At 74.1% G+C, this 19,983-nt stretch carries 22 protein-coding genes; 18 read left to right on the forward strand and 4 right to left on the reverse strand.

Annotated elements, in window-relative coordinates:
• Window positions 1-31 precede the first annotated feature (31 nt).
• A complete protein-coding gene (gene truA, locus HP550_RS12625; RefSeq protein WP_343048152.1) occupies window positions 32-976 on the forward strand; it encodes a tRNA pseudouridine(38-40) synthase TruA in 945 nt (314 codons plus the stop codon).
• Between the two features lie 18 nt (window positions 977-994).
• Here truA and HP550_RS12630 read toward each other — a convergent pair whose 3' ends face one another.
• Window positions 995-1,432: a DUF5709 domain-containing protein gene (locus HP550_RS12630; protein ID WP_175348022.1), complete on the reverse strand. Its 438-nt coding sequence runs from the start codon at window positions 1,430-1,432 to the stop codon at window positions 995-997.
• A gap of 105 nt (window positions 1,433-1,537) precedes the next feature.
• Here HP550_RS12630 and HP550_RS12635 point away from each other — a divergent pair, with 105 nt between their 5' ends.
• Window positions 1,538-3,220 carry an ABC-F family ATP-binding cassette domain-containing protein gene (locus tag HP550_RS12635; protein WP_175348023.1) on the forward strand — a complete coding sequence of 561 codons (1,683 nt, stop codon included), beginning with the start codon at window positions 1,538-1,540 and terminating at the stop codon, window positions 3,218-3,220.
• Between the two features lie 18 nt (window positions 3,221-3,238).
• Here the strand turns inward: HP550_RS12635 and HP550_RS12640 are convergent, their stop codons facing one another.
• The gene (locus HP550_RS12640; RefSeq protein WP_175348024.1) at window positions 3,239-3,835 is read right to left on the reverse strand and encodes a LysE family transporter; all 597 of its coding nucleotides are present in this window, start codon (window positions 3,833-3,835) and stop codon (window positions 3,239-3,241) included.
• A gap of 70 nt (window positions 3,836-3,905) precedes the next feature.
• On the opposite strand from HP550_RS12640, the gene HP550_RS12645 reads away from it, so the two are divergent.
• The 7 genes from HP550_RS12645 (at window position 3,906) to HP550_RS12675 (ending at window position 9,814) form a co-directional block, all read left to right on the forward strand.
• On the forward strand, window positions 3,906-4,841 hold the full coding sequence (locus HP550_RS12645) for an ArgP/LysG family DNA-binding transcriptional regulator (RefSeq protein ID WP_175348025.1): 936 nt from the start codon (window positions 3,906-3,908) through the stop codon (window positions 4,839-4,841).
• Between the two features lie 242 nt (window positions 4,842-5,083).
• Window positions 5,084-5,533: a 50S ribosomal protein L13 gene (gene rplM / locus HP550_RS12650; protein ID WP_175348026.1), complete on the forward strand. Its 450-nt coding sequence runs from the start codon at window positions 5,084-5,086 to the stop codon at window positions 5,531-5,533.
• A 38-nt stretch (window positions 5,534-5,571) separates the two neighbouring features.
• Window positions 5,572-6,060 carry a 30S ribosomal protein S9 gene (gene rpsI, locus HP550_RS12655; protein ID WP_056088985.1) on the forward strand — a complete coding sequence of 163 codons (489 nt, stop codon included), beginning with the start codon at window positions 5,572-5,574 and terminating at the stop codon, window positions 6,058-6,060.
• Window positions 6,061-6,196: 136 nt separating this feature from the next.
• Window positions 6,197-7,546: a phosphoglucosamine mutase gene (gene glmM, locus HP550_RS12660; protein ID WP_175348027.1), complete on the forward strand. Its 1,350-nt coding sequence runs from the start codon at window positions 6,197-6,199 to the stop codon at window positions 7,544-7,546.
• Window positions 7,546-8,211, forward strand: a complete 666-nt coding sequence (locus HP550_RS12665; protein ID WP_425484448.1) for a peptide deformylase — start codon at window positions 7,546-7,548, stop codon at window positions 8,209-8,211. Before glmM ends, HP550_RS12665 begins: the two co-directional genes overlap by 1 nt.
• 185 nt (window positions 8,212-8,396) lie before the next feature.
• Complete coding sequence (locus tag HP550_RS12670; RefSeq protein WP_246280830.1) at window positions 8,397-9,080, forward strand: DedA family protein; 684 nt, start codon at window positions 8,397-8,399, stop codon at window positions 9,078-9,080.
• A 137-nt stretch (window positions 9,081-9,217) separates the two neighbouring features.
• Window positions 9,218-9,814, forward strand: a complete 597-nt coding sequence (locus tag HP550_RS12675; RefSeq protein WP_175348028.1) for a hypothetical protein — start codon at window positions 9,218-9,220, stop codon at window positions 9,812-9,814.
• Between the two features lies 1 nt (window position 9,815).
• Here HP550_RS12675 and coaA read toward each other — a convergent pair whose 3' ends face one another.
• Window positions 9,816-10,766 (reverse strand): type I pantothenate kinase, encoded by a 951-nt coding sequence (coaA, locus tag HP550_RS12680; protein ID WP_175348029.1) that lies wholly within the window; start codon window positions 10,764-10,766, stop codon window positions 9,816-9,818.
• A 74-nt stretch (window positions 10,767-10,840) separates the two neighbouring features.
• Between coaA and glmS the strand changes: the two genes are divergently transcribed.
• Together glmS and HP550_RS12690 are read left to right on the forward strand one after the other, a co-directional pair.
• Window positions 10,841-12,697 carry a glutamine--fructose-6-phosphate transaminase (isomerizing) gene (gene glmS, locus HP550_RS12685; protein ID WP_175348030.1) on the forward strand — a complete coding sequence of 619 codons (1,857 nt, stop codon included), beginning with the start codon at window positions 10,841-10,843 and terminating at the stop codon, window positions 12,695-12,697.
• 18 nt (window positions 12,698-12,715) lie between these two features.
• Window positions 12,716-13,069 carry a holo-ACP synthase gene (locus HP550_RS12690; protein ID WP_175348031.1) on the forward strand — a complete coding sequence of 118 codons (354 nt, stop codon included), beginning with the start codon at window positions 12,716-12,718 and terminating at the stop codon, window positions 13,067-13,069.
• Between the two features lie 4 nt (window positions 13,070-13,073).
• On the opposite strand, the gene HP550_RS12695 is transcribed toward HP550_RS12690, so the two are convergent.
• Window positions 13,074-14,060, reverse strand: coding sequence for an LLM class F420-dependent oxidoreductase (locus tag HP550_RS12695; RefSeq protein WP_175348032.1), 987 nt, complete (start codon window positions 14,058-14,060; stop codon window positions 13,074-13,076).
• An 88-nt stretch (window positions 14,061-14,148) separates the two neighbouring features.
• Between HP550_RS12695 and HP550_RS12700 the strand changes: the two genes are divergently transcribed.
• The 7 genes from HP550_RS12700 to HP550_RS12730 are packed head-to-tail and all read left to right on the forward strand — an operon-like array spanning window position 14,149 to window position 19,983.
• Window positions 14,149-15,642, forward strand: coding sequence for an NAD(P)H-hydrate epimerase (locus tag HP550_RS12700; RefSeq protein ID WP_175348033.1), 1,494 nt, complete (start codon window positions 14,149-14,151; stop codon window positions 15,640-15,642).
• A complete protein-coding gene (locus HP550_RS12705; protein ID WP_175348034.1) occupies window positions 15,639-16,253 on the forward strand; it encodes a nucleoside/nucleotide kinase family protein in 615 nt (204 codons plus the stop codon). Before HP550_RS12700 ends, HP550_RS12705 begins: the two co-directional genes overlap by 4 nt.
• Before the next feature lie 23 nt (window positions 16,254-16,276).
• Window positions 16,277-17,437 carry an alanine racemase gene (alr, locus tag HP550_RS12710; protein ID WP_425484449.1) on the forward strand — a complete coding sequence of 387 codons (1,161 nt, stop codon included), beginning with the start codon at window positions 16,277-16,279 and terminating at the stop codon, window positions 17,435-17,437.
• On the forward strand, window positions 17,434-17,967 hold the full coding sequence (tsaE, locus tag HP550_RS12715) for a tRNA (adenosine(37)-N6)-threonylcarbamoyltransferase complex ATPase subunit type 1 TsaE (RefSeq protein ID WP_175348035.1): 534 nt from the start codon (window positions 17,434-17,436) through the stop codon (window positions 17,965-17,967). Before alr ends, tsaE begins: the two co-directional genes overlap by 4 nt.
• Before the next feature lie 5 nt (window positions 17,968-17,972).
• The gene (gene tsaB, locus HP550_RS12720; RefSeq protein ID WP_175348036.1) at window positions 17,973-18,656 is read left to right on the forward strand and encodes a tRNA (adenosine(37)-N6)-threonylcarbamoyltransferase complex dimerization subunit type 1 TsaB; all 684 of its coding nucleotides are present in this window, start codon (window positions 17,973-17,975) and stop codon (window positions 18,654-18,656) included.
• On the forward strand, window positions 18,653-19,135 hold the full coding sequence (gene rimI, locus HP550_RS12725; RefSeq protein ID WP_175348037.1) for a ribosomal protein S18-alanine N-acetyltransferase: 483 nt from the start codon (window positions 18,653-18,655) through the stop codon (window positions 19,133-19,135). The genes tsaB and rimI overlap by 4 nt, the downstream gene beginning before the upstream one ends.
• Entirely contained in the window at window positions 19,132-19,983 is an 852-nt protein-coding gene (locus tag HP550_RS12730; RefSeq protein ID WP_175348038.1) for a sulfurtransferase, read from the forward strand. The genes rimI and HP550_RS12730 overlap by 4 nt, the downstream gene beginning before the upstream one ends.

Raw genomic sequence — 19,983 nt, forward strand, 5'->3', positions numbered from 1 at the left:
CCCACGCTAGCGCCGAGTACCGTGTGGGCCCGTGAGCGAACGCCTGGACCCCGCAGTGCACGCCCCCGTGCAGCCCGACGAGCAGCCGTCCGTGCGGTTGCGGTTGGACCTGGCCTACGACGGGACCGGGTTCGCCGGCTGGGCGATCCAGCCGGACCTCCGGACCGTCCAGGGGGTCCTGGAGGTGGCGCTGGGCACGGTCCTGCGCACCGACGGGCCGCCGCGCGTCACGGTGGCGGGGCGGACGGACTCCGGGGTGCACGCGCGCGGTCAGGTGGCGCACGTCGACATCCCGGTCGGGCTGATCGAGAAGTCCCGCGGGCGGTCGCGCCGGCCGGTCGACGAGGTGCTGCTCACCCGGCTCGGCGGCATCCTGCCCCCGGACCTGGTGGTGCACGCGCTCACCCGTGCGGCGGACGGCTTCGACGCACGCTTCTCGGCCCTGAGCCGGCGCTACGCCTACCGGATCTGCGACGACTCGGCCCGTCGCGACCCGCTGTCCCGCACGCACGTGCTGTGGCACCGTCGCACCCTGGACGTCGACGCCATGGCGGCGGCCGCGAAGCCCCTGGTCGGCCGGCACGACTTCGCGTCCTACTGCAAGCCGCGCCCGGGCGCGACGACGATCCGGACGCTCGAGGCGTTCTCGTGGTCGCGACCCGTCGACGGACCGGACGCCGGGCTGGTGGTCGCCACGGTGCAGGCGGACGCGTTCTGCCACTCGATGGTGCGCTCGCTCGTCGGTGCCAGCCTGGCCGTGGGTGAGGGGCGCGAGGGGTCCGGCTGGCCGGCCGAGATGCTCGCCGCCAGGCGCCGCGGGGCGGGGGTGCACGTGGTCGCCCCGCACGGGCTCATGCTCGAGGAGGTGAGCTACCCGGCCGACGAGGAGCTGGCGGCGCGGGCGGTGCTCACGCGCGCGCGGCGAGCAGCCGAGGACCTGCACCACCCACCGGTCGGCGGCGGGTGCTGCGGCTGAGCAGGTCGGTCCTCGTCGTCAGTCCTCGTCGTCGTCGCGGTACCGGCGGTCGTCGACGTACTCCTCCTCGATGACGTGCACGGCGGCCTCCTCGGCGCTCGCGGCGCCGCCGGAGATGCCGGCGTCGATGGCGAACCCGTCGGTGCCGCCCGCCTCGACGGCGTCGTCGTCCTCGACCAGCCGGCCGGCGCGGAACTCGTCGCGCTCGGGCCGCGGACGCGCCTCCCAGACCTCGGGCTCCTCCTGGCCGATCCGCTGGTCGATCGTCTCCCGGTGCGCCTCTTCCCACGGCGTCTCGCCGTAGTGGTTCGAGCGCGGCCGCAGCGGGACGGTGTAGCCCTCGTCGAGGAGGTCCTCGACGCCGCGGTCCATCAGCGTGTCCTCGCTGGACAGCTGGTCGGTGTCGCCCTCGCTGTCGAGCTCGGGGTCGGGACTGGTACCGGAGGTGTCGCTCATGCCTCCGACGATAGACCGAGCGCCTCCGCTCGGCAGCGAGGCCGTGCGTCGCGCGCCACAGCCAATGAGGTGGGCCGCGGCGGTGGCGGCAGGGACACTGGATGCATGGGCCACCTCGACATCGGCGGCATCGGGTACTTCCTGCCCGACGGACGCCCCCTGCTCGACGACGTGACGTTCCGGGTGGCCGACGGTGCGCGCGTCGCCCTCGTCGGCCCCAACGGCGCCGGCAAGACCACCCTGCTGCGGATCGTCGCCGGGGACGAGGCGCCGCACGCCGGCTCGATCGGACGCAGCGGCGGCCTGGGGATCATGCGCCAGGACATCGGTCGCATCGACGACGACCGGTCGATCCGGGACCTGCTCGCCTCGCTCGCGTCGCCGGCCGTCCGGGACGCGGCGGTCGAGCTCGCGGCTGCGGAGCTGGCGATCATGGAGACCGACGACGAGCCCGCGCAGATGCGGTACGCCCAGGCGCTCGTCGACTGGGCCGACGTCGGCGGGTACGAGTCCGAGGCCGGCTGGGACCGTGTGACCGACGCCGTCCTGTCCATCCCGTTCGACGCCGCCCAGCACCGCGAGGTGCGCACCCTGTCCGGTGGCGAGCAGAAGCGGCTCGTCCTCGAGGCCCTCCTGCGCGGCCCCGACGAGGTGCTGCTGCTCGACGAGCCGGACAACGCCCTGGACGTGCCGACGAAGCGGTGGCTCGAGGACAAGCTGCGGGCCTCGAACAAGACCGTGCTGTTCGTGAGCCACGACCGCGAGATGCTCGCGCGCGTGGCCACGCAGGTGGCGACCCTGGAGCCGGGCGTCATGGGGGCCGCGGTCTGGGTGCACGGCGGCGGCTTCGCGTCCTACCACCAGGCGCGCGAGGACCGGCGCTCGCGGCTCGAGGAGCTGCTGCGCAGGTGGGAGGAGGAGCACGCCAAGCTCAAGGACCTCGTGCTCACCCTGCGCACCAAGGCGGCGTTCAACGACGGGCTCGCGTCGCGGTACTCCGCCGCGCAGACCCGGCTGCGCAAGTTCGAGGAGGCCGGCCCGCCGACGTTGCTGGCCCGCGAGCAGAACGTCAAGGTCCGGCTGCGAGGGGGTCGCACCGCCAAGCGCGCGGTGGTCGCGACGGGCCTCGAGCTCACCGGCCTGATGCACCCGTTCGACCTGGAGGTCTGGTTCGGCGAGCGCGTGGCGGTCCTCGGGTCCAACGGGTCGGGCAAGTCCCACTTCCTGCGGCTGCTCGCCGCGGGCGGGAGCGACCCCAGCCCGGAGCACGAGCCTGCGGACGACACCCCGGTGGAGCCCGTGAAGCACACCGGCAAGGTGGTGCTGGGGCCGCGGGTGCGACCCGGCTGGTTCGCGCAGAACCACGGGCACCCGGAGCTCGTCGGACGCACGCTGCTCGAGATCCTGCACCGCGGCGAGGGCCACCGGGCCGGCCTCGGCCGCGAGCAGGCCAGCAAGGCCCTCGACCGGTACGAGCTCGTCTCTGCGGCCGAGCAGCGCTACGAGACCCTCTCCGGCGGCCAGCAGGCGCGTCTGCAGATCCTGCTGCTGGAGCTCGGGGGAGCGACGCTGCTGCTGCTCGACGAACCGACCGACAACCTGGACCTGCACTCCGCCGAGGCGCTCGAGACCGGGCTGGCGGCGTTCGAGGGGACCGTGCTGGCGGTGACCCACGACCGCTGGTTCACCCGGACGTTCGACCGGTTCCTCGTGTTCGGTGCGGACGGCGACGTGGTCGAGACGCCGGAGCCGGTGTGGGACTCCGGCCGGGTGGACCGGGTCCGCTGACCGCTCGTCCGCTGGCTATCAGATGAGGAGCAGGACGGCGAGCGTCGCCATCACCACCGCGATGGCGACGTCGAGCACCTGCCACGCCCGCGGACGGGCGAACACCGGCCGCAGGTAGGTCGCGCCGAACCCGAGTGCCGTGAACCAGGCGACGCTCGCCACCATCGCGCCCGCGCCGAAAGCCCACGCGCCGGGGTCGTGCTGGTGCGCGAGCGAGCCCAGGAGCACGACGGTGTCGAGGTAGACGTGCGGGTTGAGGAACGTGAGTGCCAGGCACGTCGAGAGCACGGCTCCCAGGGCGGCGGGCCCCTCGGTGGCGGGGTCCAGACGCTCCGGGCGGCGCGCTCGGAGGGCGGCGCCGACCGCGAGCACGAGGAGGAACGCGGCGCCGGCGTACCGGGTGACCGCCAGGACGGTCGGGTGGGAGGTGACGAGGGCGCCCAGGCCCGCGATGCCGGCGGCGATCAGCAGCGCGTCGGCGGCCGCGCAGACCGCCACGACCGGCAGCACGTGCTCCCGGCGGATGCCCTGCCGGAGCACGAAGGCGTTCTGCGCGCCGATCGCGACGATGAGGGACAGGCCGGTGAGGAAGCCCGCGAGGGCGGCGGAGGTCACGGGACGACGGTAGGCAACCCGCGCACTGAAGACCAGTTCAGGTTCCTGGAGAACCGTTAGGATCTCTCATGTGGCGTTCGATGCGGACCAGCTGAGCGCCCTCGCGGCCGTGGTGCACGAGGGCAGCTTCGACGCGGCCGCGCGCCGCCTGCACGTGACCCCGTCGGCGGTCAGCCAGCGCATCAAGGCGCTCGAGCAGCAGGTGGGACGCGTGCTGGTGCTGCGCACGCGGCCGTGCCGGCCCACCGAGGACGGCGAGGTCCTGGTGCGGTTGGCGGGCCAGGTCGAGCTGCTGGGGCGCGACGCGATGGGCCTGCTGGTCCCGGCACCGGGTGGCACGCGCGCCCGGCCGGCCACGCGCCGGCTCCCCGTGGCCGTGAACGACGACTCGATGTCCACGTGGTTCCCCGCCGCGGTCGCCGACCTGCCGCCCGACGTCCTGCTCGACCTGCGGCGCGAGGACCAGGACCTGTCCGCTGACCTGCTGCGCGACGGGACGGTGATGGCTGCGGTCACCGCCGACCCGCGTGCGGTGCAGGGCTGCCGGGTCCGCCGCCTGGGCGCGATGCGGTACCTCGCCGTCGCGGCGCCGGAGCGGGCGGAGCGCTGGTTCGCCGACGGGCTCGGTGCGGAGGTGTTCGCGGCGGCGCCGCTCCTGGCGTTCAACAGGGAGGATGGCCTGCAGGAACGCTTCGTGGCCTCGGTCGTCGGCCGGCGCACGGTGACCCCGCGCGTGCACTACGTGCCGTCGCAGTCGGCGTTCGTGGGGCTGGTCGAGGCCGGGCTCGGGTGGGGGATGGTGCCGGAGGTGGCTGCGGCCGAGCGGATCGCGGCAGGCGCCCTGGTGGAGATCCGTGCCGGTCGCCACCTCGACGTGCCGCTCTACTGGCAGCACTGGGCGCTGCGCACGCCGACGCTGGACGACCTGACCGAGCGGGTGGTCCAGGCGGCGTCGGCTGCGCTTCGGCCGGTGCGACGCCACGGGCCGCCCGCCACGGCTGGCTGACCGCCCCGCCACCCCGACGCGTTTTGACCCCCTGGCGGCACGGCGGTTACCCTGGTGACTCGTTGTGCGTCCCCGTTCCGGCGGCTGCCAGTGCCTCTCAGCACTCAGCACCGAGCCAGAACGGCAAGGCTGGTGCGTTCCCGCTCGCCGCCCGGATGCCGACGTGAGCATTCCATCGGCGGACCCGCACCCTGCGGAGTCCCGCCGCGACAAGACTCGCAACGAAACGAAGGCTGACGACCGTGCGCACGTACACACCGAAGCCCGGCGACGTCGAGCGGACCTGGCACATCATCGACGCGAACGATGTCGTCCTGGGTCGCCTGGCCACACATGTGGCCACGTTGCTGCGCGGCAAGCACAAGGCCACTTTTGCCCCCCACGTCGACGGCGGTGACTTTGTCATCGTCATCAACGCGGCCAAGGTGGCACTGACCGGCAACAAGCGCGAGAACAAGCTCGCGTACCGCCACTCCGGATACCCGGGTGGCCTGCGCGCCGTGGCCTACTCCGACCTTCTGGAGAAGCACCCCGAGCGCGCGATCGAGAAGGCTGTCCGCGGCATGCTCCCCAAGAGCTCCCTCGCGCGCCAGCAGCTCACCAAGCTCAAGGTCTACGCCGGTGCGGAGCACCCGCATGCGGCGCAGCAGCCGAAGCCCTTCGAGATCACCCAGGTCTCTCAGCAGGCGTGAGCCGGCTGAGTACAGAGAACAAGGACGCGAGGACACCAGTGGCAGAGACCACGGTCGACATCGACCTCGAGGGCGATGACACCCCCACCAGCTACACCTCCGAGACGGCAGCCCCCACGGGCCGCGGTCAGAGCATCACGGCACCGGCGAACGCGCTCGGCCGTCGCAAGGAGGCCATCGCGCGAGTGCGCCTGGTCCCCGGCACCGGTCAGTGGAAGGTCAACGGGCGCACGCTCGAGGACTACTTCCCGAACAAGGTGCACCAGCAGCTCGTGAACTCCCCGTTCAAGCTCGTCGACGTCGAGGGTCGTTTCGACGTCGTCGCGCGCATCACCGGCGGTGGCGTGAGCGGCCAGGCCGGCGCGCTGCGCCTGGGCATCGCCCGTGCGCTGAACGCGATCGACGAGGAGCACAACCGCCCGGCCCTGAAGAAGGCCGGCTTCCTGACCCGCGACGCCCGCGTCGTGGAGCGCAAGAAGGCCGGTCTCAAGAAGGCCCGCAAGGCACCGCAGTACTCGAAGCGCTGATCACGCGTCTTCGGCCCGATGGCTCCGCCGGTCTTTCGACCAGCGGGGCCATCGGCATGTCTGCGACCATCAGCGAGGGCGGACGCGCGGGGCATGCATCAGCAGCGCCGTGCCGCCAGGACGAAGGAGTCTGACCATGGGCCGACTGTTCGGTACCGACGGCGTGCGCGGGCTCGCCAACCGGGACGTCACCGCCGAGCTGGCGCTCGACCTCTCGGTCGCGGCCGCCCACGTCCTGGGCTCGCTGGGCCAGTTCGAGGGGCACCGTCCTCGCGCGATCGTCGGGCGTGACTCGCGCGCGTCGGGGGAGTTCCTCGCCGCGGCCGTGTCCGCCGGTCTGGCGTCGGCCGGCGTGGACGTCAACAACGTCGGCGTGCTGCCGACGCCCGCGGTCGCCTTCCTCACCGCGGCGCTCGGCGTCGACATCGGCGTGGTGCTCTCGGCGTCGCACAACCCGATGCCCGACAACGGGATCAAGTTCCTGGCGCGCGGCGGGCACAAGCTCGACGACGAGCTCGAGGCCGCCATCGAGGCGCGCATGGGCGAGGACTGGGAGCGGCCGCTCGGCGGGGCCGTCGGTCGCATCCGCGTCGACACCGGCCGCGCGGGCGAGCAGTACATCGAGCACCTGGTCGGCACGATCGACGTGCCGCTGACGGGCCTGCGCATCGCGGTCGACTGCGCGAACGGCGCCGCCAGCGAGGTCGGGCCGGCGACGCTGCGGGCGGCGGGCGCCGACGTCGTCGTCATCAACGCCTCGCCCGACGGGCGCAACATCAACGAGAAGTGCGGCTCGACGCACCCCGAGCAGCTCCAGGCCGCGGTCGTGGCCTCGGAGGCGGACCTCGGCGTCGCGTTCGACGGCGACGCGGACCGGTGCCTGGCGGTCGACGCCGCAGGGAACCTGGTGGACGGCGACCAGATCATGGGGATCCTGGCGATCGCCATGCGCGACCGGGGGGACCTGGTGGACAACACCCTGGTCACCACGGTGATGAGCAACCTCGGCCTGAAGCTGGCCATGACCGAGGCCGGGATCGCCACGATCGACACGGCCGTCGGCGACCGGTACGTGCTCGAGGCCATGCGCGCCGGTGGCTACTCCCTCGGCGGTGAGCAGTCCGGTCACATCATCATGGCGGCGCACGCGACCACCGGCGACGGCGTGCTGACCGCCCTCCAGCTGGCCGCGCGCGTGGCGGCGACCGGATCGACCATCGCCGACCTGGCGGGCGTCGTCCGCCGCCTGCCGCAGACGCTGGTCAACGTGCCGGGGGTGGACAAGGGCCGCGCGAACACCGACGCTCGGCTGCTCGACGCGGTCCGGTCCGCGGAGGAGGGCCTCGGTCGGACGGGCCGCGTGCTGCTGCGGTCGTCGGGCACCGAGGACCTCGTGCGGGTGATGGTCGAGGCAGGCACCCAGTCCGAGGCGGACCGCGTCGCCCGCGAGCTCGCCGACGTCGTCCAGCACCGGCTGGCGCTCTAGTGCCGTCCGGGCCCCAGTGGGACCAGGCGCTGCGCGACGTTGCGCTCTGGATCATCGAGTCGGGCACGCGCTCGCCCGAGGGCGTGGCGCCGATCGTGCAGGCCGGGCACCCGGCGCTGCGCGCGGTGGCGACGCCGTACGACGGGCAGCTGTCCGACGAGGAGCTCGCGGTGCTCGTCGACGTCATGCACCGGACCATGCGGGCGGCGCCCGGGGTGGGGCTCGCCGCGCCGCAGCTCGGTCTGCCCCTGGCGCTCGCCGTGCTCGAGGACCCGGGCTCGATCTCGCCGGAGCACGCGGAAGCGCGGGAGCGTGAGCCGCTGCCGTTCCGCGTCCTGGTGAACCCGAGGTACACGCCGCTGGACGAGGACCGCGTCTCGTTCTACGAGGGCTGCCTCAGCGTGGTCGGCTACCAGGCGGTGGTCGCCCGCGCGCGTCGGGTGCACCTGACCGGTGCGGACGAGCACGGCGCCGCGGTCGACGAGGTCGTCGAGGGCTGGTCCGCGCGGATCGTCCAGCACGAGACCGACCACCTGGGCGGGACGCTGTACCTGGACCGCGCGGAGCTGCGCTCGCTCGCGGCGACCGATGAGCTCGGCGCGCGGTGGTCGGCCGAGCCCAGCCCCGAGGCGGCCGCCCGTGCGCTCTCCTTCCCCCTGGCCTGAACAAGGGCCCGAGGGGGGACCCCGGGTCCGACCCCGGGAGGAATAGGGGCTGCACCAGGGATGAACCGGGGGTCACCCCTATGTCATCCGGGCATCGTCGCGACTTACCGTGGAGCACGACACCGGACGGACCGACCGACGGTGCACGACGCAGGAGCTGATGTCACGTGCTGGAGGGGTGGGCCTTGGCCCTCGTAGGTTCCCCGTGGATCTACGTCGTGCTCTACCTGTTCGCCACGATCGACGGCTTCTTCCCCCCGATCCCCAGCGAGTCCATCGTCATCGCGCTGTCGGTGGTCTCGATGGCGGAGGGCCGGCCCAACCTGGCGCTGATCATGCTCGTCGCGGCGGCCGGCGCGTGGACCGGTGACCAGATCGCCTACCAGATCGGGACCAAGGTCAAGGTGCGGGAGCTGCGGCTGCTGCGGACCCGGCGCGGTCGTGCGGCGGTCGACTGGGCGGAGACTGCCCTGGCGAACCGCGGCGCCGCGTTCATCATCGCCGCCCGGTACATCCCGGTGGGCCGCGTGGCGGTCAACATGACCGCGGGCGCCGTGCACTACAGCCGCCGCCGGTTCATGGGGCTCACCGCGATCGCCGCGCTGACCTGGGGCGCCTACTCGTCGCTGATCGGCATCGGCGCCGGCGCCTGGCTGCACGACAACACGGTCGTGGCCGTGGCGGTCGGCGTGGTCGGTGGACTGGTGATCGGCATCGTCGTCGACTGGATCCTGCGCAGGTTCACCGGGCCCCGCGCGCTCGACCGGACCGCCGCGGCCGCACCCCTGCGGACCGCAGAGGAACCCGTGCGGGAGACCGAGACGGCGCCGCCGGTCACAGGACGCTCACGATCCGACCCCGCCGCCTAACGATCCGGTCTCACCCGGTCATCTGCCCCATGACTGTGCTTACTCTCTGACTGTGCCGACGTCGCTGTCGGTGCTCCCGTGCCTGTCCACACCCCCGGGGGTGGGCATCGGCATGGGCGGAGCAGTCAGGGGGCGAGATGGGCGTACGTGCGCGGTGGGCCGTCGGCCTCGCGCTGCCCGTGGCCCTCGTGGCGGGTCTCGCGTCGTGCAGCGCGCCCGACCCCGCGAGCGACGCGCCGACCGCCGTCGTCGCTCCGGCGGCCGACTGCCTGTCCGCGCCCGTGCTCGCCGACCTGGGCCTCGTCGCGGCAGGAGGGGCAGGGGAGACCGGCACCCCGCACGCCGACGCCCCTGAGCCGGGCCGCGTCCCCGACGACTTCCGGGCAGCGAGCGTGGTCGTCTGCTCGCCGGGGGGCACCCTGCACGACTCGTCCGGCACGTGGGTGGCCCTCACCGCGAGCTGGCGCGAGGGGGATCTCGCCCCGCTCGTCGCCGCCCTGCGGCGTCCGTCGGCCCCCCGTGGCGGCACGTGCAGCACTGCCGCGGTCGTCCCGCCGGCCCTCTGGCTGGTGGACGCCCTGGGTCAGGCCATCCGGCCGGTGTGGCCCACGGACCGCTGCGGATCGCCGCAGCCGGCGGTCTCGGCCGCGCTCGACGCGCTCGAGGAGACGGACAGCGAGCAGTACCCGGTGCGGCTCATCGCGCCCGCGGAGACGCCCACCGCGCGCCCCTGAGCTACAGCTTGCGGAGCCGGACGCGCTCCACCGAGTGGTCGCTCCCCTTGGTCAGCACGAGGGTCGCCCGGCTGCGGGTGGGCAGGATGTTCTGCACCAGGTTGGGCTCGTTGATCGAGCCCCAGATCCCCTCGGCGAGCTCGACCGCCTCGTGGTCGCTCAGCGCCGCGTACCGGTGGAAGTACGACTCCGGCCGGGCGAACGCGGTCTCCCGGAGCGTCAGGAACCGGTCCACGTACCAGCGGCGGACGTCGCTGGTCCGGGCGTCCACGTAGATCGAGAAGTCGAAGAAGTCGCTGACCGCGAGGTTGGACGTGCCCTCGGCGGTCGGTCGGGCGGGCTGGAGCACGTTGAGGCCCTCGACGATGAGCACGTCGGGCCGGTTCACGACGGTCTCGCGGCCCGGGATGATGTCGTAGGTGAGGTGGTCGTACACCGGCGCGCGGACCTCGGGGCGACCGGCCTTCACCTTGGACACGAAGCGCAGCAGGGCGCGGCGGTCGTACGACTCCGGGAAGCCCTTGCGGTCCATCAGCCCGCGGCGCTCCAGCTCGGCGTTGGGGTACAGGAAGCCGTCGGTGGTGATCAGCTGGACGCGGGGCGTCGCGGGCCAGCGGGCGAGGAGCTCGCGCAGGAGTCGCGCGGTGGTGGACTTGCCGACCGCGACGGAGCCGGCCACGCCGATGACGAACGGGGTCCCGCCGACGTCCTCGCGCAGGAACGTGCTCGACGCCGCGTGCAGACCGCGGGTGGCCTCGATGTGCAGGTCCAGCAGGCGGGAGATCGGCCGGTAGATGGCGTCGACCTCGGCCAGGTCGATCGGGTCGCCGAGGCCCGCGAGGCGCTCCACGTCCGCGTCGGTCAGGGGCAGCGGGGTGGACGCGGAGAGCCGCGTCCAGGCGTCGCGGTCCAGGTCGACGTAGGGCGTGGCCGGGGTCAGCGACGGTGGCACGGTGACGATTGTGCCTGAGCGGCGAACAGGAGGCGCACCGGGAGACCGTCGGGCGCCCCGGTAGACTCCCCGCCATGTGTGGAATCGTCGGTTACGTCGGTAGCCAGGTAGCCAGCGATCATCCGCTGGACGTCGTGCTGGAGGGCCTGCGGCGGCTCGAGTACCGCGGGTACGACTCCGCGGGCGTCGCGCTCGTCAGCCCGGACGGCAAGCTCGCGACCGCGAAGAAGGCGGGCAAGCTGGCCAACCTGGTCGAGGAGCTCGACCTGCGCCCGCTCCCGGTCTCGACCGCGGCCATCGGGCACACCCGGTGGGCGACGCACGGCGGCCCGACCGACGTGAACGCGCACCCGCACGTGGCCGGCAAGCTCGCGGTGATCCACAACGGCATCGTGGAGAACTTCGCCTCGCTCAAGGCCGGTCTGCTGGCCGAGGGCGTCGTGTTCCTCTCCGAGACCGACACCGAGGTCGCCGCGCAGCTCATCGCGCGCGCCTACGAGGTCACCGGGGACCTGACCGCGGCGATGACCGAGGTCGCCCGCTCGCTGCACGGCACGTTCACCCTGCTGGCCGTGCACGAGGACGCGCCGGACGTCGTGGTGGGCGCCCGGCACGACTCCCCGCTGGTGGTCGGCATCGGTGAGGGCGAGAACTTCCTCGGTTCCGACGTCGCGGCGTTCATCTCGCACACGCGCGAGGCCCTCGAGCTGGGGCAGGACCAGGTGGTGACCATCACCCCCGACTCCGTCTCGGTCACCGGGTTCGACGGGCTGCCGGCGCAGGCGCGCCGGTACACCGTCGACTGGGACGCCGCCGCCGCCGAGAAGGGCGGCTTCGCGTCGTTCATGGACAAGGAGATCCACGACCAGCCGCACGCCGTCGCGGACACGCTCCTGGGCCGCACTGACGCCCGCGGGCGCCTGGTGCTCGACGAGGTGCGGATCGACGAGTCGGTCCTGCGGTCGGTCGACAAGATCGTCGTCGTCGCCTGCGGCACCGCCGCCTACGCCGGCCACGTGGCCAAGTACGCGATCGAGCACTGGTGCCGGATCCCCGTCGAGGTGGAGCTGGCGCACGAGTTCCGGTACCGCGACCCCGTGGTCAACGAGCGGACGCTGGTCGTCGCCGTGTCGCAGTCCGGGGAGACCATGGACACGCTCATGGCCGTGCGGCACGCGCGCGAGCAGGGCGCCAAGGTGCTGGCCCTGGTGAACACGCACGGGTCGACCATCCCGCGCGAGGCGGACGCGGTCCTCTACACGCACGCCGGCCCGGAGATCGCGGTGGCGTCCACCAAGGCGTTCCTGGCCCAGATCACGGCCGCGTACCTGCTGGGGCTGTACCTCGCGCAGCTGCGCGGCAACAAGTTCGCCGACGAGGTGGCGGAGATCCTCACCGAGCTGCGGGCCATGCCCGACAAGATCCAGCAGGTGCTGGACCGCGCGGACCGGGTGCGGCAGACGGCGCGGTCGATGGTGGACACCACGTCCGTGCTGTTCCTGGGTCGGCACGTCGGGTTCCCGGTGGCCATGGAGGGTGCGCTCAAGCTCAAGGAGCTCGCCTACATCCACGCCGAGGGGTTCGCCGCCGGGGAGCTCAAGCACGGCCCGATCGCGCTGATCGAGGAGGGGCAGCCGGTGTTCGTCATCGTGCCCTCGCCGCGCGGTCGCGACTCGCTGCACTCCAAGGTGGTCTCCAACATCCAGGAGATCCGCGCCCGTGGTGCGCGCACGCTGGTGATCGCCGAGGACGGCGACACGGACGTGCTGCCGTACGCGGACGAGGTGTTCTACGTCCCGCAGTCGCCGACCCTGCTGGCGCCCCTGCTGGCCGTGGTGCCGCTCCAGATCTTCGCGTGCGAGCTGGCCACCGCCAAGGGGCTCGACGTGGACCAGCCGCGCAACCTCGCGAAGTCCGTCACGGTCGAGTGATGTGCGCATGAGCCCAGCGTGATCATCGGCGTCGGGATCGACGTCGTCGACGTCGCGCGGTTCGTCGACACCCTGCACCGGGTGCCCGCCCTGCGCGACCGGCTGTTCACGCCCGAGGAGCGGCAGATGCCGGAGACCTCGCTGGCCGCGCGGTTCGCGGCCAAGGAGGCGATCGCCAAGGCGCTCGGCGCTCCCGCGGGGATGAGCTGGCAGGACGCGACGGTGCGCCGGATCTCCGGTGCGCAGCCGGTGGTGGAGGTGGTCGGCACGGTCGCCGCCGCTGCGGCCGCGCTCGGCGTGGACCGGTTCCACCTGTCCATCTCCCACGACGCCGGCATCGCGTCCGCCGTGGTGGTCGCCGAGCGCGACTGACGCCTCAGCGCAGCGCGGGGACGACCTCGTTCTCGAACAGCTCGATGCCCGAGCGGTCGTAGGCGGCCTCCGCGAAGTAGGTGATCGCGTAGGTCATGCCGAGCGCCTGGAGGGCCTGGAGCTTCTCGACGATCTGCTCCGGGGTGCCCACCAGCGGGCCGTTGCGGAAGTCCTCGGCGATCCCGGCCGCCTTGGCGGGCACGGTGGTGCTCAGGTGCTCCTCGACCCAGGCGATCCGGTCGTCGACGTCGGCCTGCGTGGCCCCGATGACGACGTTGTAGTTGGCCGAGCGGGTGATCTCCTCGAACGGGCGCCCGATCGCCTCGCAGTGCCCGCGCAGGATCTGCGACTTGTGCGCGAACCCCTCAAGGGACCCGTCGAAGTTGGTGTACGTCGCGTGCTCGGCCGCGATGCGCAGCGTCTTCTTCTCGCCGCCGCCCGCGATCCACAGCGGCGGTCCGTCCACCTGGAGGGGCAGCGGCGACAGCTGCGCGCCGTTGACCTGGTAGTGCTCGCCGTCCAGCGTCGCGGTGCCGTTGGTCCACATCTGCTTGAAGATCTGCACGCCCTCGTCGAGCATCGCGATCCGGGTGCCGGCGGACGGGAAGCCGTAGCCGTACGCGAGCCACTCGTGCTCGTACCAGCCGGCGCCGATGCCCATCTCCACGCGGCCGCCCGAGATGATGTCGGCCGTGGTGGCCACCTTGGCCAGGTAGGCCGGGTTGCGGTACGCCATGCAGGTGCACATCTGGCCCAGCCGGACGCGGCTGGTCGAGGCGGCGAACGCGTTGATGAGGCTCCAGGCCTCGTGGGTGGCCTCGCCGTTGGGCTCCGGCACCGCGTGGAAGTGGTCGTAGACCCAGATCGAGTCGTAGGCGGTGCCCTCGTCGGCGTGCTTGGCCAGACCGCTCATGGTCTGCCAGTGGTCGTGGGGGTCGATGCCGGTGAGGTCCTGCCGCCAGCCCTGAGGGATGAAGAGTCCGAAGCGCATGCCGGGCACGTTACCTGCGCATCCGGCGGCGTGCCCCCGCTCCGGTCGAATCGATCCGAACAGACAGCCGGTCCGCCGACCCACCAGGATGAGAGTCGTGCTGCAGACCTGGACCTCCGCGCAGGTGCGCGCTGCCGAGCAGCCCCTGCTGGCTGCGGGCGTCCCGTTGATGGAGCGCGCCGCGTTCGCCCTGCACGTGCACACGGCCGCCGCGCTGCGGGAGCTGCGGGGCGGCGTGGCAGGCGCGCGGGTGGTCGTGCTCGTCGGGCCGGGCAACAACGGGGGCGACGCCCTGTACGCCGGGGCGCTGCTGGCCCGCCGCGGCGTCGCCGTCCACGCGGTGCTGACCGCGACGCGCGCCCACGAGGCGGGGCTGGCCGCGCTCCTGCGGGCCGGCGGCCGCGCGGTGCAGCTGGCCGAGCCGGTCGACGAGGTCGCGGCGCTCGCAGCCGGCGCCGACGTCGTGCTCGACGGCGTGCTCGGCATCGGGGCGGACGGCTCCGGGCTGCGCGGGGTCTCCGGCGCGCTCGTCGACGCGATCGTCGCGCGCGGCCGCCCGTACGTCGTCGCGGTCGACCTGCCGTCGGGACTCGGGGTCGACGACGGGCGTCGCGACGGCGTCGTGCTCGACGCCGACCTCACGGTGACGTTCGGCGCCGCGAAGCCCTGCCTGCTGCTTCCCCCGGGTGCCCGTGCGGCCGGGCGGGTGGTGCTGGTCGACCTCGGCCTCGACCCGGCCGGAGCCCCCGAGGTGGTCCGGCTCGACCCGTCCGACGTCGCCGCCCTCTGGCCCGTGCCGGCGCCGGACGCGCACAAGTACACCCGGGGCGTCCTCGGGGTGGTGGCGGGTTCGCGCGCGTACCAGGGCGCCGCCGTGCTGACCACGGGTGCGGCCGTCCGTGCGGGTGTCGGGATGGTGCGGTACCTGGGCGACGCGGGGGACGCCGTCGTCGCGGCGCACCCGGAGGTGGTCGTCGGCCACGGGCGGGTGCAGGCGTGGGTGTTCGGGCCGGGGGTCTCGCCGGACGACGCAGGCCAGCGACGGCGGATCGAGTACGCGTTCGAGCACGTGCTGGAGCGCGGGGAGGCCGCGGTGGTCGACGCCGGTGCCCTGGAGCTGCTGCCGCCGCACGTCGGGCCCCACGCGGTGCTCACCCCGCACGCGGGGGAGCTTGCTCGCGTGCTGACCCTGCGGGGTGAGCAGGTCGACCGGGCCGGGGTCGAGGCGGAGCCGCTGCGCTGGGCCCGCCGCGCCCACGAGCTGACGGGCGCGACGGTCCTGCTCAAAGGGCCGGTGACGGTCGTCGCGGGGGCGCACGGGGCGGTCTACGCGCAGGCGGACGCGCCGGCGTGGCTCTCGACCGCGGGGGCAGGGGACGTGCTGGCGGGACTGCTGGGCGCCCTGCTCGCCGGCCGCGTGGACGACGTGCACGACGACCCTTCGCTCGCCGCGGCGCTCGCGGCGACGGCTGCACTGGTGCACGGGCGCGCCGCGCACCGCGCCAACCCCGACGGCCCGATCAGTGCCCGGGCGGTGGCGGACGCCCTGCCGGGCACGATCGCGGAGGTCCTCGCCGGATGACGCTCACCCCCGAGCTGCTCGCCCGCGTGGACGCTCTGCTGGCGAACGGCCCGCGCCGGCTCCTCGGCATCGTCGGGGCGCCCGGCGCCGGGAAGTCGACGGTGGCCGCGGACGTGGTCGCCGCCGTCGGGAGTACCGCGGTCGCCGTGCCGATGGACGGGTTCCACCTCGCGCAGACCGAGCTCGAGCGGATCGGCCGCGCGGACCGCAAGGGGGCGCCGGACACGTTCGACGCGGACGGCTTCGTCGCGCTGCTGACCCGCCTGCGGGACCCGGCGCGCACCGTCTACGCCCCCGAGTACCGCCGCGACCTGCGCAACCCGGTGGCCGGCGCCATCGCGGTCCCGCCCGCAGTCCGGCTGGTAGTGGTCGAGGGGAACTACCTGCTGCTCGACGACCACGGGTTCGGCCCCGTGGCGGACCTGCTCGACGAGACGTGGTTCCTGGCGCCCGACGACGGCCTGCGGCTGGACCGGCTGGTGGCGCGGCACGAGGCGTTCGGCAAGTCCCCCGAGGCCGCCCGCGCCTGGTCGCACGGCCCGGACGAGCGCAACGCCCGGCTCGTCGCGGCGACCGCCGGGCGTGCCGACGTGATCGTCCGTCCCGCCTGACGGACGGTGCGAGACTGGTCGCCGTGAGCTACCCCGCACGCGCAGTCGTCGACCTCGCCGCCGTCCGCGCCAACGTCCGGTCGCTGGCCGCCCACGCACCGACCGCCCAGGTGATGGCCGTCGTCAAGGCGGACGGCTACGGGCACGGCCTCGTGCCGACGGCCACGGCTGCCCTGGCCGGGGGCGCCACCTGGCTCGGTGCCGCCCAGGTGGACGAGGTCCTCGCCCTGCGGCGCGCAGGGATCGCCGACGCCCGGATCCTCACGTGGCTGTACGCACCCGGTGCCGCCCTGCGCGAGGCCGTCGAGGCGGACATCGACGTCTCCGTCTCCGCGCCGTGGGCCCTGGCCGAGCTCGCCGCCGCCGCGCGGGCGTCGGGCCGGACCGCGCGCGCCCACCTCAAGGTCGACACCGGCCTGGGCCGGAACGGGCTGACGCCGGGCGACCTGGCGGACGTGCTCCCCGAGGTCCTGCGCCTGCGGGCGGAGGGGGCCGTCGAGGTGGTCGGGCTCTGGAGCCACTTCGCGTTCGCCGACGAGCCCGAGCACCCGACAGTGAAGCTCCAGGCCGAGGTGTTCGCGGAGACCCTCGAGACGGTCGAGCGCGCCGGCGTGACCCTCGAGGTCCGGCACCTGGCCAACTCGGCGGCCACGCTCACCACGCCGGCCGCGCACTACGACCTGGTGCGGCCGGGCATCGCGGTCTACGGGCTGTCGCCGGTGCCGCAGCTCGGGGGACCCGACGACTTCGGGCTCGTGCCCGCGATGACGCTGGAGGCCGAGCTGGCGAACGTCAAGCGCGTCCCCGCCGGGCAGGGTGTCTCGTACGCGCACCAGTACGAGACCCCGCAGGACACCGTGCTCGGCCTGGTGCCCCTCGGGTACGCCGACGGCATCCCGCGGCACGCGTCCGGCACGCAGGAGCGGCCCGGCGGACCGGTGCGGGTGGGCGGCCGCACGCTCGGGGTGGCCGGCCGCGTGTGCATGGACCAGGTGGTGCTCGACCTCGGCCCGGGCGCCACGGAGCAGGCCGGGGACCGGGTGGAGCTCTTCGGCACCGGGCGCGACGGCGGGCCGACCGCAGAGGACTGGGCGCGCGTCGCGGGAACCATCTCCTACGAGATCGTCACCCGGGTCGGCGCGCGTGTCCCGCGGGTGCACGTCGACAGCGAGGTCCCGGCATGAGCGCCGTCACCGTCCGGCTCCCCGACGCCGACGCCACCCGCGCGTACGGCCGGGCGCTCGCGGGCGTGCTGCGGGCGGGTGACCTCGTCGTGCTCACGGGCGACCTGGGGGCGGGCAAGACGACGCTCACGCAGGGGATCGGGGTCGGGCTGCACGTGCGCGGGCAGGTGGCGTCGCCGACGTTCATCATCGCCCGCGAGCACCCGCCGGTCCCGCGCGAGGACGGCTCGACCGGTCCCACGCTCGTGCACGTCGACGCGTACCGGCTCGGCTCGCTCGACGAGGTGGACGCCCTCGACCTCGACGCGAGCCTGGAGGAGGCCGTGACCGTGGTCGAGTGGGGTGAGGGCTGGGTGGAGTCGCTCGCGCAGGACCGCCTCGAGGTCGTCCTGGCCCGCCCCCGCGGCGGCGCGCTGACCGACGACGACCTCGACGACGCGGCCGCGGGGGAGCGTGTGGTCACCGTGCGTGCCGTGGGCGCACGCTGGGCGGACGTCGCGCTGCCCGACGCCGACCCGGTGGCAGGCTGAGCGCCGTGCCCGTCCTCGCCCTCGACACCTCCGCCGCCGTCGCGGTTGCCCTGACCGACGACGCCGGGGTGGTCCTCGCCGCCCGCTCCGACGCGCAGCAGCGGCACCACGCCGAGCTGCTGGCCCCGATGATCGCGGACGTCCTCGCGGAGGCGGGCGTGGACCGGCGCGAGCTCACCGCCGTGGTCGTCGGCACCGGTCCTGCGCCGTTCACCGGCCTCCGGGTCGGGCTCGTCACGGCCCGGACCCTCGCGCTCGCGCTCGGCATCCCCGTGCACGGCGTCCCGAGCCTCGACGCGGTGGCGCTCCAGGCGTCGCGCGCCCTGCCGCCCGGCACGGACGTGCTCGTGGTCACCGACGCGCGGCGCCGCGAGGTCTACTGGGCCCTGTACCGGCTGGTCGAGCCGGGCGCGATCGACGTGCTCGCCGGCCCGGAGGTCGCGGCGCCCGCTGATGTCGCCGCCGACCCGCGCACCGTGGGCGCCGTGGCGATCGGACGGGGAGCGCTCCTGTACGCCGAGGTGCTGAGCGGTGGTGCCACGACCGACGTGCTCGACCCCGACCCCGCCGACCTCGCGCGACTGGCGCTGGCGCGGACCGCCGCGGGCCAGCCGCTCGGCACCGAGCCGCTGTACCTGCGCCGCCCGGACGCCGTCCCGCAGGCGGCCCGCAAGCGCGTGCTGGGATGACCGGGCAGCCGGTCGAGGTCGTCGTCCGCCCCCTGCGCCCGGCGGACCTGCCGGCCCTGATGCGCATGGAGGTGGAGCTGTTCGAGGCGGCCGCCTGGTCGCCCGAGAGCCTGGCCTCCGAGATCGGGGGACCCGGGCGGTGGTACGTGGGGGCGGTCGTCGACGGCGAGCTGGTCGGGTACGCGGGCCTGTGGTTCGACGGGTTCGACGCGCAGGTGATGACCATCGGCACCGACGAGCGGTTCCAGGGGCGCGGCCTGGGCCGGCACATGCTGGAGAACCTGCTGGACCGGGCCCGCACGCTGGGCGCCGCGGTGGTGCTCCTCGAGGTGCGCGTGGACAACGACCCCGCCATCCACCTGTACGAGAGCGTGGGCTTCGAGAAGCTCGGGATGCGCCGGGCCTACTACCAGCCGGGCAACATCGACGCGTGGACCATGCGCCTGGCGCTGCGCCACGACGAAGGGGGACCTGCATGACCCGGGACGCGGTCATCGTGGACGCCGAGGGGCTAGCGGCGGCGCTCGCGGGCGACGAGCCGCCCGTGCTGCTCGACGTGCGCTGGGCGCTGGGGCAGACCGACGGGCACGAGCGGTACCTGGCGGGGCACCTGCCGGGCGCGGTCTTCGTGGACCTGGACACCGAGCTGGCCGCGCCGCCGACCCCGCAGGACGGCCGGCACCCGCTGCCCGACCTCGGCCGGCTCGAGGCGGATGCGCGCCGCTGGGGCCTCTCCGGCGACCGGGCGGTCGTGGCGTACGACGCCGTCGGCGGGATGTCGGCGGCCCGCGTCTGGTGGCTGCTGCGCTGGGCCGGCCTCCGGGACGTACGGCTGCTGGACGGCGGGCTCGCGGCGTGGACCGCGGCGGGGTTCGCCCTCGAGGCCGGATCGGTGACGCCGGAGCCCGGAGACGTGGTGCTGGTCCCCGGTGCGCTGCCGACGATCGACGCCGACGAGGCCGCGGCCTGGACCGGATCCCTGCTCGACGCCCGCGCGGCCGAGCGGTACGCCGGTGACGTCGAGCCGGTCGACCCGCGGGCGGGCCACATCCCGGGGGCGGTCTCGGTGCCGACCGCGGGGAACGTCGGCGCCGACGGGACGTTCCTGCCCGACGAGCAGCTGCGCGCGCGGTTCGCCGGCGTGGCCGGTCCGGTCGCGGTGTACTGCGGGTCCGGCGTCACCGCGGCGCACGAGGTGGCCGCGCTGGCCTCGATCGGCGTCGAGGCGGCGCTGTACCCGGGCTCGTGGTCGCAGTGGTCGAACGACCCCGCACGCCCGGTGGAGACGGGGAAGGCCGCGACCCCCGAGGGGACCGCGGCCTCCTGA

The sequence above is a fragment of the Cellulomonas humilata genome, from assembly GCF_013359775.1.
GTDB lineage: Bacteria > Actinomycetota > Actinomycetes > Actinomycetales > Cellulomonadaceae > Cellulomonas > Cellulomonas humilata.